Annotated in this window: 14 protein-coding genes and 1 pseudogene; 6 read left to right on the top strand and 9 right to left on the bottom strand. The window is 69.2% G+C overall.

All coding sequences use genetic code 11. The annotated features are described in order from the left end of the window. Window positions 1-36 precede the first annotated feature (36 nt). The 5 genes from MFF26_RS08585 to MFF26_RS08565 all read right to left on the bottom strand — a co-directional run bounded on the left by MFF26_RS08585 (window position 37) and on the right by MFF26_RS08565 (window position 6,622). Window positions 37-2,118, bottom strand: coding sequence for an AAA family ATPase (locus MFF26_RS08585; protein WP_238307887.1), 2,082 nt, complete (start codon window positions 2,116-2,118; stop codon window positions 37-39). 48 nt (window positions 2,119-2,166) lie between these two features. Beyond that, window positions 2,167-2,763, bottom strand: coding sequence for a hypothetical protein (locus tag MFF26_RS08580; protein ID WP_238307886.1), 597 nt, complete (start codon window positions 2,761-2,763; stop codon window positions 2,167-2,169). A gap of 269 nt (window positions 2,764-3,032) precedes the next feature. Continuing rightward, complete coding sequence (locus MFF26_RS08575) at window positions 3,033-3,992, bottom strand: metallophosphoesterase family protein (RefSeq protein ID WP_238224432.1); 960 nt, start codon at window positions 3,990-3,992, stop codon at window positions 3,033-3,035. Between the two features lie 244 nt (window positions 3,993-4,236). Then, window positions 4,237-5,511, bottom strand: coding sequence for a metallophosphoesterase (locus MFF26_RS08570; RefSeq protein WP_166060446.1), 1,275 nt, complete (start codon window positions 5,509-5,511; stop codon window positions 4,237-4,239). A gap of 133 nt (window positions 5,512-5,644) precedes the next feature. Further along, complete coding sequence (locus tag MFF26_RS08565; protein WP_166060447.1) at window positions 5,645-6,622, bottom strand: DUF6634 family protein; 978 nt, start codon at window positions 6,620-6,622, stop codon at window positions 5,645-5,647. Between the two features lie 184 nt (window positions 6,623-6,806). On the opposite strand from MFF26_RS08565, the gene MFF26_RS08560 reads away from it, so the two are divergent. Next, window positions 6,807-7,166 carry a helix-turn-helix domain-containing protein gene (locus MFF26_RS08560; RefSeq protein WP_166060448.1) on the top strand — a complete coding sequence of 120 codons (360 nt, stop codon included), beginning with the start codon at window positions 6,807-6,809 and terminating at the stop codon, window positions 7,164-7,166. A 68-nt stretch (window positions 7,167-7,234) separates the two neighbouring features. Here the strand turns inward: MFF26_RS08560 and MFF26_RS08555 are convergent. From MFF26_RS08555 to MFF26_RS08545, 3 genes and pseudogenes are all read right to left on the bottom strand, one after another. Next, window positions 7,235-7,701 (bottom strand): annotated as a pseudogene (locus tag MFF26_RS08555) (VIT1/CCC1 transporter family protein). A gap of 163 nt (window positions 7,702-7,864) precedes the next feature. After that, a complete protein-coding gene (locus MFF26_RS08550; RefSeq protein ID WP_026105497.1) occupies window positions 7,865-8,293 on the bottom strand; it encodes a MerR family transcriptional regulator in 429 nt (142 codons plus the stop codon). A gap of 225 nt (window positions 8,294-8,518) precedes the next feature. After that, entirely contained in the window at window positions 8,519-10,657 is a 2,139-nt protein-coding gene (locus tag MFF26_RS08545) for a heavy metal translocating P-type ATPase (RefSeq protein ID WP_003596824.1), read from the bottom strand. A gap of 64 nt (window positions 10,658-10,721) precedes the next feature. On the opposite strand from MFF26_RS08545, the gene MFF26_RS08540 reads away from it, so the two are divergent. The 3 genes from MFF26_RS08540 to MFF26_RS08530 all read left to right on the top strand — a co-directional run bounded on the left by MFF26_RS08540 (window position 10,722) and on the right by MFF26_RS08530 (window position 12,932). Next, on the top strand, window positions 10,722-11,144 hold the full coding sequence (locus MFF26_RS08540; protein WP_003596825.1) for a MerR family transcriptional regulator: 423 nt from the start codon (window positions 10,722-10,724) through the stop codon (window positions 11,142-11,144). Window positions 11,145-11,281: 137 nt separating this feature from the next. Then, on the top strand, window positions 11,282-12,238 hold the full coding sequence (locus MFF26_RS08535; RefSeq protein WP_003596826.1) for a cation diffusion facilitator family transporter: 957 nt from the start codon (window positions 11,282-11,284) through the stop codon (window positions 12,236-12,238). Window positions 12,239-12,245: 7 nt separating this feature from the next. Continuing rightward, window positions 12,246-12,932: a ZIP family metal transporter gene (locus MFF26_RS08530; RefSeq protein ID WP_003596827.1), complete on the top strand. Its 687-nt coding sequence runs from the start codon at window positions 12,246-12,248 to the stop codon at window positions 12,930-12,932. Window positions 12,933-12,991: 59 nt separating this feature from the next. Here MFF26_RS08530 and MFF26_RS08525 read toward each other — a convergent pair whose 3' ends face one another. Beyond that, window positions 12,992-13,396 carry a flagellar basal body rod C-terminal domain-containing protein gene (locus tag MFF26_RS08525; protein ID WP_003596828.1) on the bottom strand — a complete coding sequence of 135 codons (405 nt, stop codon included), beginning with the start codon at window positions 13,394-13,396 and terminating at the stop codon, window positions 12,992-12,994. Between the two features lie 525 nt (window positions 13,397-13,921). Between MFF26_RS08525 and MFF26_RS08520 the strand changes: the two genes are divergently transcribed. Both MFF26_RS08520 and MFF26_RS08515 read left to right on the top strand, forming a co-directional pair. Then, window positions 13,922-14,668: a response regulator transcription factor gene (locus tag MFF26_RS08520; RefSeq protein WP_017484348.1), complete on the top strand. Its 747-nt coding sequence runs from the start codon at window positions 13,922-13,924 to the stop codon at window positions 14,666-14,668. Then, window positions 14,665-15,996, top strand: a complete 1,332-nt coding sequence (locus MFF26_RS08515) for an ATP-binding protein (RefSeq protein ID WP_003596830.1) — start codon at window positions 14,665-14,667, stop codon at window positions 15,994-15,996. The genes MFF26_RS08520 and MFF26_RS08515 overlap by 4 nt, the downstream gene beginning before the upstream one ends. Window positions 15,997-16,000: the final 4 nt, after the last annotated feature.

Genomic DNA, 16,000 nt, shown 5'->3' with positions numbered 1-16,000 from the left:
CGGTCGGCGTACGAAGGACGTCATGGCCTCTCCATTTCAGGTGTCGTGCGTGCGGCGGGCACCGCGGCCCGGACCGGCGCGGCGTCGGGGGGAGGCGGCCTTTCCCGAGAACAACGCCCGGGTGGCCGCGTCGTCGAGGTAGGCCGTGCGGAACAGGGCCTCCGCGATCCGTTCGAGGGCGAGGCGCTCGGTCCGCATGAGGTCGCACGCGCGCTCGTAGGCCAGCCGGAGCCGCTCAAGGACCGGGCGCATCAGCCAGGGCATCCGGGCCAGGTCGATGTCCTGGGCGGGGGCCAGGGACAGCAGCGGGAAATCGGCCGAGAACCCCCACGACGCCTCCATCGCCGCGGCGCATCGGGTCGCCTCGGCGAGATCCGAGACCGCGCCGGCGGAGACGTCGCCCAGGAGCACCTCCTCGGCCGCGCGGCCCGACAGGATCATCACCAGGGACCGTTCGAAGTCGCCCTCGGTCAGGGCTCCGTAGGCATCGACGAGCGCATGCTCGGTCAGGCCGCCGGTCGGGGCGATGGTTAGCGTCACCGGTCCGCTCGCGCCGCTGGCCAGGAGCGCGACCGCATGCCCGGCCTCGTGGACGGCGCAGCGCATCCGGAGCCCATCCCCGAGCGCCGGCGTCCCATCCGAGGAGCCTGCCAGGATGTCGTCCACCGTGAGGGTGCGGCCGGCCCGTCGCGCGCTGCCACGCGCCCGCCGCACCAGCGCCTCGACGTCGGCACCCGTCATGCCCCGCAGCAGCGGGACCACCGGCGCAAGGTCGAGGTCATCGGCGTCGGTCCCGAGATACTGGACCAGCATGCCGGTCAGCGCGTCGAGACCGGGAAGCTCGATCCGAAAGTGCCGTTCAAGCCGCCCCGAGCGCAAGATCGCAGGATCGATCCTCGAAGGATGGTTGGTCGTGCCGACGACGACGACCCCTTCGCGGCCGACGGCGCCGTCGAGGTGTTCCAGGAGGGCGTTGACGACCTGGCTGGAGTAGTCACGATGATGTTCTAAGAAAGTATTCCTATCACCAAAGGAGTCGAGCTCGTCGATCAGGACCACGCAAGGCGAGCGCCGCGCTTCCTCGAAGAACTGCCGCATGGCGCCCAGGGTATGGCCAAGATGTCCGTCACGGGAGCCCTGCCACTGCGCGAGGGAGCCCGGATGAAGCGGTAGGTTTGCACTTCGGGCCAGGGCCGCCGCGAACCGCGTCTTGCCCGTGCCGGGCGGCCCGCTGACGAGGACGGCCGATTCACAGGCCGCGAACGGGATGATCCCTTCCTGCCACGACCGTAGGTCCGCCACCAAGCCGAGCCCCCAATCCCGGGCGGCTCCGAGACCGAGCGTATCCTCAAGGCGGGGCGCGTTCGCGGTGCGCTGCCTCTCTCGCTGGCGCGAACGCCCGAGGCGCTCCAGGGCCTCGGATGCTCCACGACCCGGGCGGATACCGAGCCGAAGGTCGGCAGCGGCCCGGACCGACACGCAGTCCCCGAGCGCGGCGAGAGGCGGAACCTCGCCGGTCACCGCCTCGATCACCAGGCTCAGCACCTCGGCGTCGAGCGGAGCGACGAGAACCTCCCGGTCGACGGCGCGCAGGAAGTCGCGCGGCAGCGTCCTGGCGGGATCCGACGCGACGCCGATGAGCGGGACGCCGGCAACCACGGCCGCGCCGACGGTTTCGTTGCCGCGGTCGGGCCTATGCTCGCGCGAGGCCCCGTCACGCGCGAACACGACGACCTCCCGCCGGCTGCGGTCGTTCCAGGCCCCGCGCCCGCCCTCGCCATCCCGAACCCTCCATCCCAGTCCGAGGAGGCAGGGTCCCACGACGCACCGCATCGGCTCCACCCAATCCGGAGAGGATACGCGCACCAGTAGGACGGGGAAGCCGTCATCGGCCGCGGGAGGTCCTGCCGGAGCGAACGCGCGCCCCAGCATGACCGCGGCGGCCACGACGTCGGCGGCCAGCCGGGGCATGGGTGATGCCTCCCGCCGGCCGAGCGCGAGCGCGTCGAGCTCGGCTTCGTCCAGGCACCATGATGGATCCGGGCTCGCGGCTTCCTTCCGCAACGCCTCGACGAAGGCGCGCGCCATCGCGCAGGCCGCCTCGTTCGGTTCGGGCATGGCATCCTCCGGCTTCGCGTGGGACTTCGATGGTGAGGGGCCCATGGTTCAGCGGCGGCGAGGCTTGCGCATCCTCGGTCGCGCCCATCGCGCCGCGAGGCGCATGAGCCGGCGCTCGTCGGCGCTGCGCCGTGCCAGCGCGCGCAGGGCGTAGGCGATGACCGCCGGCGCGGTCGCGTCGCCGCGCTCGGCCATCAGCAGGAGATTGCCCATCACGAGATCCGACGCGACCGAAGCCGCGCCGCACGTGCGGACGTGACGGATCGCGAGCGCCGTGGCCGCGGCCGCGTCCCCGTCCCTTGCCGCGGACCAGCGTGGTTCGCCGAGTATCGACGTCGTCGCCAGCAGCCGCGCGAGGGCCGTTGCTTCCGCCCGGTCGAGGCGTCCGGGCGGGTACGTACGCCAAGCCGCCACCACGCCGACTTCGACCACGGGCGGCACGCCGCGCCGCGGGGTTCGGATCGCGTGCCGCAAAACCGAAGTCGAAACCACTCGGCCAGGCTCCGATGCCATGTCCACCTCCAGCGGCCCCGCCCGTTCCAAGGCGGTCAGCGAATCCGTCACGCTTTCGAAAAACTTGGCCCGTGCCCCCACGGGGAGCCGGAACGACCCGATGGGCGAATAGGCGGTCGCCGCGCTGCGCACGGGCTCGGTTTCACAGCGCCCAGCCCGGTTGGCCCGGCTGTTGGAATGCCCACGACGTTCGAGAATGCTTATATTATACCTGCGGTATATAAGACGATCAAGCCATTGCTGTCTTTGGCGGCCGGGAAAAGTCGTGGCGGCGGCAGCCCGAGGCGGGAAGTCAGCGATGGGCGCCGTACCGGCCCAACCTTTCCCGGCTCCCGATGCCCGTCGGCCTGTCCGGGGAGCTTGGTGCGGGCGGCCCTGGGCCGTAGGTCGACGTTCCCATCTCAGGCCTCGACCACCAAGGCTGGGTCGAAGGCATCGGCCGCATCCCACCGCCGCAAGGGATTGGCGACGACCCTGGTCCGGCCGATGCGGTAATCCGCCGGGGCGACGGCCCGGCCGTGGACCCAGAGCGTCGGCGCCCCCCAGGCGTGCATGACATCCTCCAGGTCCGAGGCATGCGAGGCTGCCAGCCAGGCGTCCCCGAGCCATCCCGTCCAGGCGTCGGGCAGCGAACGGCGTGAAGGCGCGAAGTGGGTGAGCACGACGGCGCGGTCCCCGGGGCGAACACCGGGCACGAGCGTCCCGGGTCCCCTCGCGACGTTCAGCGATTGACACACGATGCTGGTGAGGGCGTCCTCGATGTATCCCCGCGACCTTGCATGGGCCCCGAGGGCGTCGAGCGGCGACCACGGGCGCCCCCGCCGAAGCAGGACGCGCCGGCAATCCGCCCAGCTGTGGCGGGCCGCGACCCTGGCTAGGCGGCCCTCGAAGCTCCCTTCGAGGCACCAGTCGGTCCACAGGGTCGCCCCGACCACCACGGTCCCGCCGCCGGCCTCGGGACCGATGCGTACCGCATCGTCGGCGAGCAGGTGGATGCCGAGGTCCCGGGCGAGGTCCCGGCCGCGGGCGACCGCCTCCACCATGGGCGTCTCGGACCACAGCTCCGCGCTGCCCGCCACCATCAGGACGGGCCTGTTTCCCTGTCTGCCGTCCAGGGCGCGCGCCAACCAGTTCAACGCGACGTCCAGCCCTATGGCCACTCCGCCCGCCACCAGCAGGACGTCGAACTCGGGAAGCGGATCGGGGAGCCGGAACCCGGGATTGCGGTCGATGAGCAGGTCGGACAGGATCCAGAACCTCGCGTTCTCCCTTCGGCTCCCGACGGAGGCCGGTCCTGGACAGGCCGTCCGCACCTCGGGCGTCGGGTCGATCCGCGCTCGGGGCCGAAACGGAAGCGGCAACGGCTCCGGGACCTCGGCACCCGGAACACGACGAGGGGGGCGAACATGCCGCGTCATCGTAGGCCCCCGGCGGCCGCCGATCCCGTTCCGGTCGAGCCCTGGGAGCGGAACGGAATGGGATGCGGCGGAGGTGCTCCCCGGCATCCTAGCGCACGAGGCTCACGGGCGAAGTCCGGCAAGGGCGTCTCCATCGGTTCTCGGCTTGCGGGAGGCAGTCAGGGCGGGGCGGCCGCCCCGGGCGGTCTCAGACCTCGACGACCAGCCCGGGCTGGAAGCGCGGGTTCTCGCCGGGATATCCTCGCGGGTTGCAGAGCACGCGGGTCCCGCCGAGGCGGTAGTCGAACGGCGTATGGGTGTGCCCGTGGACCCAGAGCGAAGGCCGACCGGCCTCGATCAGGTCGTCCAACCGCGACGCGTAGGCGGCATTGAGCGGCTTGCCGAGGAACCGCGGCGCGACGCTCCCCGCCGCGGGAGCGTGATGCGTGACCACGACGTGCGCCCGCGTCGTCGCGTCCGCGGCGGACCGGAGCGCGGTTTCGAGGAAGCGGCGTGACGCGAGGTGCAGCGCGAGCGCCTCCTCCGGCCGGAACCGCCGCCACTCCGGCTTGCGGCTCCAGGCGATGAGGCGGTGATCGTTGAGGCCCACGCGTGCGTCCCGCATGGCGGGGACCCGCGTCGCCGGTCCGTCGAGCTCGTAATCCGTCCACAGGGTGCATCCCGAGACCACGACGTCGCCGAAGCGGACGGTGTCGTTCTCCAGGAGGTGAATTCCGGCCTCCATCGCGGCCGCGCGCCCCGCCTGCAACTCGTCCGGCAGGCATCGACGGTAGAATTCATGGTTTCCGGCCACGAACGCGACCGGCATATGCGGCCGGACCGTCGCGGCGAGCCACGCGATTGACTTGACGAGGCCCTCGCCGACGTCGCCGGCGACCACCGCGAGATCGGCCCTGGGGATCGAGGCTGGGGTCCATGGACTCCCGATGTCGATGTGCAGGTCCGAAAAGATCCATAGGCGCATCGGTTCTCCCTCGGTGTCGTCACCCGGAAGCCGCAGCCGGTCCGGCGCCCCGTCGTCGCTCCCGGCGGAGACGCCCGCCGGCTTAAGTTCCACCCGGGACCGCCACGCATAGGCGAACCGGGCATGGTGCGGTCCGCCCGTCCCGTCGGCGGCGAGACGGTCGAGCGCATCGGCGAGGAACGTCGCGGCAGCCTTTTCGCCGCGAAGCGCCAGCGCGAGCGCCGCGGTGGCGACCACGTCGACGTCGGGATGCGCCGGACCGCATCGTCCGAGGACCGCCCGGGCGTCGCGGAGCGCCGCCGGGGCGTCTTCCCATTCCGAGGCGGCCACGGAGGGACCGGACCCTTGGAGGGCAGCCGTCGCCGCAGCCAGCAACGGCTTGGCCAGATCGGGCGCGAGGGCGCCCGGCCCGACCGTCCGCCACAACCTGGTGAGGGACGTCGAACCGCCCGCCGCCGGCAGCGCCCAGCGACGTTCGCCTTGGGGGTGCACGGGCATCTCCTGACATCCTCGCATGGCCGCCCGGACAGGCGGCGAGGGCTCCCCCGCCCACATCTCGACGGGCGGGACCGGCTTCCGCCTTTCGAGCGAGGGAGGGGCGACCCGCCTCGACGGAAAGGGAGACGGTGCGCTACTGCAGGGAGGGACGCGGACCGGCGGGCCGTCCCAGGCGGTAGAGCCTGGAATAGGTGCGCGCCCAGGTACGACGGTCGGAAACGTAGACTTCCGAGGTTCGGACCCGGCGACCTGGGGGAAAGTCCGGATGGTGCGTGACGCGACCGACGAGCGCCGCGACCGGCCGCATCCCGAACTCCCATTCCTCAAGGACGGGGGCGGCGGCGAGTTCCTCCGCGGACGGGTATTCGCCGTCCTCCGCGGCGTCCAAGGCATCGGCAAGGTCCCGGAGCCGGTCCTGCGCGTCGCGGCGGTCCGCCTCGCCCATCCCGGCCAGGACGGGAGCGATCACGTCGCCGGGATGCCCCGGCATCGGGACCGCACCGGGTACGACCGCGTTCAGCACGCGAAGCGCAGCGCGAACGGACAGGGACGCGAGCAGGGATCCATGGGCCGGGGCGGCGGCGTCCCGCAGCGGAGCCGGCAGGCCGCGAGGGATTACGCGGATCGAGGTGTCGTCCAGGCCCGCGGCCGCCGCCGTGTCGCGCACGGTTCGGTCGGACGCTCCGAGTGAGGGGAAACCGCACCCCAGCAGCCAAGGGACGGCGGCATGCGCGGTCGCGCGCAGCATGGACACGGCCATGGCACGTTCGAGGACGGACGGTCCGACGGCGATCACCCTGGGACATTCCCCGAGATCGACCGGGCAGTCCGCCGCCCACCCCGGCGGCAGGTCGAGCACCACGAGGCGTCGCGCGGGATCGGCGGCCGTCTCCCGCGGGAAGTCCTCCGCGAAGGAGGGACCGTCCCTGCAAAGCTCGACAACGCGCAGCGTGTCCGGCACGCTGTCGAGACGAGGCAGCCGGGATTCGTGAGCGCCTACGACGCGCAGGAGCGTCGTGGCGGTGCCGACCGAGGCTGCGGCAAGGGCAATCAGGAAGGCGGCGTGCGTGCCAACGGCACGGCCATCGCCGCCGAACAGCGCGATGATCATGGCGGAACCCCAAAGGCGGAGAGCGGCCCTCCCGCTCGACAATCGGTCGGGCGGGGGCGGGCAGGCTGCGGTGCTTGTTGAAGACCCTAATTATACCTGTGCTATAAAAGTATTTCAAGCCTCGCCCGACGCGTCTCGGGGAGTGGACTTCGCCTCGGCTGCGGATTTCCCTCCGGACCGGACCGTGCCAGGGTACCTATGCCAAGCCGCCCGCCTGCTGGTCGGTCTCACCCAGCAAGAGCTTCACCTGCTGGCGCGCGTCTCGAAGAAGTCGATCAACGACTACGAGAACGGCTTCATCGCAATCCGGGTCGCGCTTGCGGAGCGTCTGGTCTCGGCCCTTCGCGACGCGGGCGCCCGTTTCATCGCGGGCGAGGGATACGTCGGCGTGGTCGTGAGCGGGCGGAGAACCGAGGCGGGCGTCCCGGCGGTTCCCTTCGGACAGGGAGTCCAGGAAGCCGGGATCGTCTCCGACCCGGGTCCCTCGGGCGGTTCCGCCAAGCCGCGCCCCGCCCGCGGCAGGCGTGGGTCGCAGGGGGATTGAGGCTCGAAATCCCTCGGTGGCGGTTCTCGGCGCGTTCCAGGCTCACCCCGTCCTGCCTTCGAGCCTCGTCACACGACCTTGCCGACGAGGCTCCCGATGCCTGCGGTGACGCCCACGGCGAGTGATCCCCGGAACGTCACCTGTACTGTACCGTCGCCCGCGGCACTGCGGCACCACCCGCCTTCGCCCCGAGGGCGCCGAGAATGGCGAGGAACACCAGCGAGGCCGCTACCTCCGTGTATTCGGGCCCGCGCTCGACGTAGATGCGAGCGAGATTTTGGCGCTTCGCCAGGGGTCGTCGGCGAGTTCGAGCCGCTCGCGGTCAGCCCGCTCGGTCTCGGACCGGGAATTGACCGAAGGGCACTTCCCGACCGCCATCGACATCGCGCCAGCCATCAGGATCTCCCCGTTTGTGCGTGGCGGACACCGCGACGCCGACGCTGAGGCTCGCGGTCGATACGGGTCCATCGTTGGCGCCAAGCGCCGCGACGCGAAGCCAGCCGGCACGGTCGATAAGGTGCTGTGCGGGTCCTATTTACGGCTACGGCGAGAACAGCAAGGGTCGGCAGGCCCAACGTGTTCATCCGAAAGACCTTTGACCGCAGCACGAGCTGAAACTTTCGTGGCGGATAAACCAGCGCTGCGTCATGGCCGACACGGCGCAAGCTTGCCCGGCTTTTCCTGAGCAGGTCCCGGATTCAGGAGATGCGGCCGTGCTCATGCGCGCACTGTCGATGGTCGGCCAGCGTCTCGATCACCCGACACTCCCCCACCCGACCGTGGCCACATGCCTCGACCATGCGCCGCAACTCTCCGCGCAAAGCCACGAGTTGCCCGATTCGACGCTCGACCTCGGCCATGTGTCGACGGGCGATGCCGTCCACCTCCGCGCAGGACCGGTCCGGCTCGGTGGACAGAGCCAGCAACTCGCGAATCGCCTGGATCTCGAATCCGAGTTCGCGCGCATGACGGATGAAATTGAGCCGGGATATCTCTGTCTCCAAATAGCGACGCTGCTTGCCCTCGGTGCGGGTCGGGGCCGGCATCAAGCCTGCTCCCTCGTAGTAGCGGATGGTTGGCACCTTCACGCCCGTGCGGCGCGACAGCTCTCCGATTGAAATGTTCATATCCCGGCCAAACCTCCAGTCCTTAGAGGTTGCACTCTCCTTCCTCCTCGATGGGAAGGGGGCACGAAAGCGGATGGCTCCGACGAACTGTCCGAACGCCATCCGTCACTCGACCGTTTTAAGCCGCCGCAGCCCATCCTTTTGACCTTGAAGCTTTGCGTGACGCTCTCCCGTTGATGACGTCGCACACGGATGGGACCTCCCATGGTGGGAACGTGAAGGGCCTCAGGCGCTCGATCTTCCCTCTCCAAGGAGCCGCAGCGCGTTTGCCGTCACCAGCACGGTTGCCCCGGTATCCGCCAGGATGGCAGGCCATAGGCCGGTGACCCCTAGAACCGTCGTGACCAGGAACACTGCCTTCAAGCCGAGCGCCAGGGCGATGTTCGTCCTGATGTTGAACAGCGTCCGGCGCGAAAGCTCGATCATCCGGGCGATGTCTGCGACGCGTCCGTGCAGGGCCGCCGCATCCGCCGTCTCAAGCGCCACGTCGGCGCCCCCACCCATCGCGATACCGACGTCCGCGGCCGCGAGCGCCGGCGCGTCGTTGATGCCGTCGCCGACCTTGGCCACCACGGCGCCAGTGGCTTGGCGCTCCCGCACGATCCGCTGCTTGTCCTCAGGCAGGAGCTCGGCCCACACCTCGATGCCGAGCGCGGCCGCCACGGCCCAGGCCGTCCGCGCGGTGTCGCCGGTCAGCATGATCGCGCCGACGCCGAGCGACGCAAGGCGGTCGACCCCCTCCCTCGCGTCGGACCTGGGCTCGTCTCGCATCGCGAGCAGCCCGGCTACCGCCCCGTTCGCGAGGAGCACGGACACGGTCTTACCCTCGCCCTGGAGCCCGGAGACCCGCTCCTCCTGATCGGGCGTGAACGGCACGCGCGCGCCGGCTTCCCTCGGCGAGCCAAGGAACAAGTCGAGCCCCCCGACCTTGCTGGCGATGCCCTTGCCGCCGAATGCCTGGGCCCCGAATGCCGGGGGCACCGGCGCTCCGGCCTCGGCGGCCTTGGCCAGCACGGCCCGGGCGAGCGGGTGCGAGGAGCCACCCTCAAGGGCGCCCGACAGCGACAGCACGTCCCGCTCGGACCTCCCGAATGCCACCACGTTCGTCACGACGGGCTTGCCCTCCGTCAGGGTTCCCGTCTTGTCGAAGGCGACCGTCGTCACCGAGGCCAGCCGCTCCAGGACGGCGCCGCCCTTGATGAGAAGCCCGCGCCGGGCCCCGGCCGAGAGGCCGGCCGCGATGGCCGCCGGCGTCGAGATGACGAGCGCGCAGGGGCAGCCGATCAGCAGGATCGCCAACCCCTTGTAGACCCAATCCCCCCACGCGCCGCCCGTGAGAAGCGGCGGGACCACCGCCACCAAGGTGGCCACCGCGACGACGGCGGGGGTGTAGACCCTGGAGAACCGGTCGATCAGGCGCTCGGTCGGCGCCTTCGCCTCCTGCGCTTCCTCCACCAGCTGCACCACCCGGGCGATGGTGTTGTCCTTGGCAGCCGCGGTCACCCGGACGCGGAGCGCCCCGTCGCCGTTGACCGTCCCGGCGAAGACTGCGTCGCCAGGCTCCTTGCGCCTCGGCACGCTCTCACCGGTGACCGACGCCTCGTCGACGTCGCTCCCGCCGTCGAGGATGGTCCCGTCCGCCGGGACGCGGTCACCCGGCCGCACCAGCACGGTGGCGCCGACCTTGAGGCTCGCGGCGGGCACAGATTCAGTCGTGCCGTCGCGTTCCAGCAGCGCCGTCTCCGGGACGAGACCGGTCAACCCACGGATGCTCGCCCGGGCTCGACCGGCAGCGACGCCCTCCAGAACTTCGCCGATCAGGAACAGGAAGACGACGGTCGCCGCCTCCTCGGTCGCCCCGATGACGGTCGCGCCGACGGCGGCGATCGTCATGAGCATCTCGATGGAGAAAGGCGTCCCATGCCGGGCGGCCAAGATAGCTCGTCGGGCAACCGGCACCAGCCCAACCGCCATGGCCGCGAGGAAAGCCCAGCGCTCGGTAATCGGCGCGACGTGCCCGAGCGCGTAGGCTGTCACCAGGGCCGCGCCGCAGGAAGCCGCCAGCAGGGCTTTCGGCGCCCTCCACCAAGGTGTCTCAGCGGTATCCCCCAACGCCACGGCGTCCGGGTCCTCGGCCCCGTAGCCGAGGCCGCGGACGGTGTCAGCGATCATTCTCGCATCGGTCCCGGGTCCGTGACGCACCGCGAGCGTCTCGGCGGCCACCGAGACCTGCACCTGCGCGATGTCGGGCAGGCGGCGCACGGCGGCCTCGACCTTCGCCGCGCAGGACGCGCAGTCCATGCCGGTCACCCGCAGGCGGGTCGTCGGGACGTCGGTCCTGTCCAGGGTCGCTGCTTCGGTCACGGCGGGTGCCTTCCTTGTGGTTAAGGCGACCCTACTTCCTCTAGCGACTAGAGGAGCAAATATCTTGAAGCCCATCGCAATCGGGGAATTGTCGCGGCAGGCAGCCGTGAAGGTGCCGACCATCCGATTCTACGAGGAGCGCGGACTCCTGCCGCGCGCGTCCCGAACGGAAGGCAACCGGCGGACCTACGGCGCGGCCGACGTCCGCAGGCTTCGGTTCATTCGGCACGCGCGTGAACTCGGATTTGAGATCGAGGACATCCGCGCGCTGCTCGATCTCGCCGAGCAGCCGGAACGCCCGTGCGGGGAGGTAGACGCAATCGCCCGCCGGCATCTCGCTGACATCGACGACCGGATTGCGCGGCTCACCGGGTTGAGGGTGGAGGTCCAGGCGATGCTGGATCAATGCTCGCGGGGCAGTGTCCGGGAATGCCGCATCGTCGAGGTGCTGGCCGATCACGGTGAATGCCTGCACGAGGTTCACTGATGCCTACGGCCACGCGGAATTGGATTTTATGCGCTCACCACGTTCGAAACCCCTTGCTCCTCCAGTCGCTAGAGGAATTAGGCGTGCCGCATATGTCGGACGCCCCGCCGAGGGCATGAAGCCGAGCGGATTTCCCAATGACCGGACACGCAGATCGCTCCGTCCGTGCCCTCCGTGACGGAGGTGGACACGAACACGGCCATTCCGGCAATGCTCAGGCATCCTTCGGTTTCGGAAGGGCCTTCGCCGTCGGCATCGGTCTGAACGTCGCCTTCGTGATCGTCGAGGCGGTCTACGGGTTCTTGAGCAATTCCCTCGCCCTCGTCGCCGACGCAGGCCACAACCTCTCGGACGTACTCGGGCTCGCCGTCGCCTGGGCCGCGGCCATTCTCGGGAAACGGGCGCCTAAGCCGCGCTACACCTACGGCATGAAGAGCTCCTCGATCCTGGCCGCCTTGTTCAACGCGGTCATCCTCCTCGTCGCCATGGGCGCCATCGCCTGGGAGGCCGTCCGGCGCTTCGGTGAGCCCGCACCGGTGGCCGGGACCACCGTGATGGTGGTCGCGGGCATCGGCATCCTGATCAACGGCATCAGCGCTTGGCTGTTCGCATCGGGGCGCGAAGGCGACCTCAACGTGAAGGGGGCCTTTCTGCACATGGCCGCCGATGCCGCCGTCTCGGCGGGCGTCGTCGTCGCCGGCCTGCTTATCGCCCTGACGGGTTGGCGTTGGCTCGATCCGGTGACCAGCCTACTCATCGCCGCGGCGGTCGTATGGAGCACTTGGGGACTCCTGCGCGACAGCGTGCGGATGTCGCTCGCCGCCGTGCCCCCCGGCATCGACCCTGACGCCGTGCGCGCGCATCTGCGGGGCTTGGAGGACGTCACGGCCGTCCACGACTATCACGTCTGGCCGATGAGCACGACCGAGGTCGCCCTGACGAGCCATCTCGTAAGGCCGGACGGCACGGACGACGCTTTCCTTATACGAGCCGCACGCGAATTGAGGGGCCGCTTCGGGATCGTCCACGTCACGTTGCAGGTCGAGACGAGCGAGACGACCGCCTGCGCCCTGGCCCCGGACGGCGTGGTCTGAACCTGCGATGCAAGCCTGGCTCTATACCCTCATCCCGGCAGCCGCCGCCGTCCTCGGCGCCGCGGTCGCCGTCAACATGCGGCCGGGACCCGTCTTGGTCAGCGCCATCCAGCACTTCGCCGCAGGCGTCGTATTCGCCGCGGCGGCGGGCGAGATCCTGCCTGACCTCAAGCATGCCGGATCGCCTTGGGCCACCCTGGTCGGCGGCGGCGTCGGTGTTGCCGCCATGCTCGCGGTCCGCACTCTGGAGCGTCGGGTGAAAGGACCAGTCGGTCTACTGACCGTCACCGGAATTGATATCTTGGTGGACGGGCTCGTCCTCGGCATCGCCTTCGCAGCGGGCGCCAAGGCCGGTTTCCTGCTTACGGTCGCCCTGACCATCGAGGTGCTGTTCCTCGGCCTGACCGTCGCGAACGAACTCGGCGAGGGCGGAACCTCGAAAGCCAGGGTGGTCGGCTTGACCGCCGCCCTCGTCGTCCTGCTGCCGCTCGGTGCGCTGCTCGGCGGCCCGGTCGCCACGCTGCCCGCGGCCATCCGCGGCGGCTTTCTCGCCTTCGGCCTGATTGCGCTCCTCTACCTCGTGACGGAGGAACTTTTGGTCGAGGCACACGAAACGGAGGACCGTCCATGGGTGACCGCGATGTTCTTCGCAGGCTTCCTGCTATTGCTCTTGCTCGATGAGCTTGTCGGTTGATGGCGCACGTGCCGGCCGCGTTTGATGCGTCATCACGAAAGGCTTTCGGGTCGATGACATCAGCTCTTCAGTAGCGCGAGCGTCTTTCCTTTCAGGTCGTCAAAGGTCGCGATAGTGCGCAGATTGGCCTCGTACGCTCGCATCGCAGAGCGAAGTTCGGACATCTCGACCGTAGGGCGGACATTGGGAAGCTTGAGGTTGCCGCCAGCATCGGCGGCGGGGTGTCCAGGACTATGAACCGTCGGGAATTCGGTCTTGTCGCGTACGATACGGATGGCCGGTGCCTCTTCGGTGTTGCCCGTGATCGGCTCGAACACTGCAATCTTGCGCCTATAGGGTTCGCCGTCTGGGGCGGACGCCGTGGAACGCGCGTTGGCAATATTCTCGACCGACACGCGCATGCGACCCTGATGTATGCGTAGGGCGGCAGACGCCAAGCTTGGCCCGGAAATGTCGTCCTTCATCGCCGCCAGCCTCCCTCTTGCCGGCATCCTGTCCCGGCGTGCACAAATTTGTTAATCAAATCTAATGAGTTAGAGTTAAAAAAAGGTTAATTCACGCCTCATGGTGTTAGAGTAATCCGAGCGCCGGCCCGTCCGAATTCAGGAGTATTCGGCGATGTCTTCGAACCACCGTTCAGCTCTTTTCCGGGAAATCGGGCGAACGAGCATCGGATCGCTCCATTCGCACCTCCGCGACAGCCGGATCCATAGGCCGATTTGTACTCACCCGGCATCGACCGCTTCTGACTTCAAAATTTTGATATCCTCGTAAATTACATTTAATTATGTATAGAGCATACTATCAAATCAAATTGGTCGTATTTTTGGTCGAGCAGTCGTATCGACAATATAAAATATGCAAAATTTATACAAGTGACTTCATTGACGTTCGTGGCCCACTCGATGAGAGTCCCCTGATGCGTTATCTGAATCTGACGGAGACTTTGTTCGCAATGGACCCCGCGGCGATGGATGAAACGGTGGCTGATGGAACGCGATGACAGGCCGGGAGCGGGCTGCGCACAGGAGCACATCCTCCTGATCGAAGACGACGACGGCATGCGGGTGTTGGTCACGCGACTCCTGAGGGAGAGCGGCTACCGCGTCACCGGTTGCCGCAGCGGCGCCGAGATGTGGTCGCTTCTGCCCGGGAAGTCGGTCGATCTCGTCTTGCTCGACGTGATGCTGCCCGGCGCCTCCGGCTTCGATCTGCTGCGGGCGCTGCGCAGCAAGGGCACCGTGCCGGTCATCATGCTCTCCGCCCGCAACGAGGAGGCGGACCGGGTACTCGGACTCGAACTCGGAGCCGACGACTACGTCGCCAAGCCGTTCGGCCGGCCGGAACTCCTTGCCCGCATCCGCGCGGTGCTGCGTCGGACCACCATCGCGCCGGCCGCCACCGCGGCGGAGAGGGCACAGGTTCTGACCTTCGCCGGCTGGCGGCTCGATTTGCGCAGCCGGCAGCTGACCGATCCCGGGGGGGCTGCCGTAGACCTCTCGGGGGCCGAGCACGACCTACTCATGGTGTTCCTAGAGCATCCCGGGCGCGTGCTCGGCCGCGAGCAGATCCTGGAGATGAGCCGCGGACGGCTCGCCGCCCCGTCCGACCGTAGCGTGGACACCCTGGTCAGCCGCCTGAGGCGCAAGCTCGAACCGCCCGAGGGCACGCTCCCCGTGATCAAGACGGTTCGCGGCTCCGGCTACATGATGGCCGCCAAGGTCGAGCGGGCGTGAAACAACTGGTCGATCTTGCCCGCAGCCTGGAGGGGCGCACCGTCGCCGTGCTGTTGCTGGCGGTACTCGTGGTCCACGGGGGCGCGTTGTTGCTGTACCGTCAGTCGGCGTCGGCCGCGGCCGACGAGGCGTTCGCGAACGAAGTGGCGCGACAGCTCGTCTTGGCGCGGGAAGCGGTACTGCGGCGACCGCCGGGGGAGCGCGGCATCGAGGCAAAAGCCCTCTCGTCGGGTCATTTCGAGATAGGCTGGGAGCGGGGGGAATCCGCCGAGACGGGCAAGACAGACCCCGCCTTGCGCGATCTGCGCGAACGCGTCCTGGAGATCGAGCCCGTGCTCGGCCCAGGTCTGGCGCTCGCCCTGGCGGCGCCGGACGAGCCGCTGCACCAACAGGACCTGCGCGGCGCCTTCCCGCTGCCGGACGGCAGTTTCCTGACCTTCCGGTCCGCCCATTCGCCTCACCTGGTCCACCTTGCACCCTGGGCGTACCTCGCCACCGCGATGGCGATCCTGGTCGGCGTCGCCGCCGTCGTGCTGGTGCACCGGATCGCCGGCCCGCTCAGGGAACTTACGCACGCCACCGTCCGGATCGGGCACGGTACGGTCGTGTCCGTGCCTGAGGTCGGACCGGACGAGACGCGCGGGATCGGTCGGGCGCTGAACGCGATGCAAGGGCGCATCCACCGCCTCGTCGCGGAACGGACGCAGGCTTTGGCGGCGGTCTCGCACGATCTGCGCACGCCGATCGCCCGGCTCCGTCTTCGCCTGGACAAGGTCGATGACCTTGCGGACCGCCGTGCCATGGCTGCCGACCTCGACGACATGCAGGCCATGATCGACGCGACGCTGTCGTACCTGCGTGGCGAAGCCGACCCGGAAGCACGGCAGGTCGTCAACGTGGCGAGCGTGCTGATGAGCGTCGCCGACGCCTCCGCGGACGTGGGCCGCGAGGTGGGCTACGACGGCCCCGGCCGGGCGCTGGCGTCGGTACGTCCCGTTGCCTTCCGCCGCGCGGTCGAGAACCTTGTCGACAACGGTGTGCGCTACGGGATCCGGGTCCGGGTCGGCATCGAGATCGAAGAGGCGACCCTGGTGGTGCGCATCGACGACGACGGCCCCGGCATCGCGCCGGAGGACGTCGCCCGGGCCTTCCAGCCCTTCACCAGGCTGGAGGGGTCGCGTAACCGCAACACGGGCGGGACGGGGCTCGGACTGACTATCGCCCGGCGCGCGGTCGAGGCGGACGGCGGCACGCTCGTCCTGTCGAACCGGCCAGAGGGCAGCCTGCGGGCCGAGATCCGCCTGCCGAGGGCGAAGGGACGCGATTGAGACG

Source organism: Methylorubrum suomiense (genome assembly GCF_022179765.1).
GTDB lineage: Bacteria > Pseudomonadota > Alphaproteobacteria > Rhizobiales > Beijerinckiaceae > Methylobacterium > Methylobacterium suomiense.
The sequence above is the reverse complement of the archived record's forward strand: the minus strand, read 5'-3'. Positions and strand labels throughout refer to the sequence as shown.

Excerpts from the sequence above, each read along its gene's own strand:
- MFF26_RS08585 (WP_238307887.1), bottom strand. The coding sequence starts at position 2,118 with ATGCCCGAACCGAACGAGGCGGCCTGCGCGATGGCGCGCGCCTTCGTC.
- MFF26_RS08525 (WP_003596828.1), bottom strand. The coding sequence starts at position 13,396 with ATGAAGGACGACATTTCCGGGCCAAGCTTGGCGTCTGCCGCCCTACGC.
- MFF26_RS08565 (WP_166060447.1), bottom strand. The coding sequence starts at position 6,622 with ATGATCATCGCGCTGTTCGGCGGCGATGGCCGTGCCGTTGGCACGCAC.
- MFF26_RS08550 (WP_026105497.1), bottom strand. The coding sequence starts at position 8,293 with ATGAACATTTCAATCGGAGAGCTGTCGCGCCGCACGGGCGTGAAGGTG.
- MFF26_RS08570 (WP_166060446.1), bottom strand. The coding sequence starts at position 5,511 with ATGCCCGTGCACCCCCAAGGCGAACGTCGCTGGGCGCTGCCGGCGGCG.
- MFF26_RS08535 (WP_003596826.1), top strand. The coding sequence starts at position 11,282 with ATGACCGGACACGCAGATCGCTCCGTCCGTGCCCTCCGTGACGGAGGT.
- MFF26_RS08520 (WP_017484348.1), top strand. The coding sequence starts at position 13,922 with ATGGAACGCGATGACAGGCCGGGAGCGGGCTGCGCACAGGAGCACATC.
- MFF26_RS08530 (WP_003596827.1), top strand. The coding sequence starts at position 12,246 with ATGCAAGCCTGGCTCTATACCCTCATCCCGGCAGCCGCCGCCGTCCTC.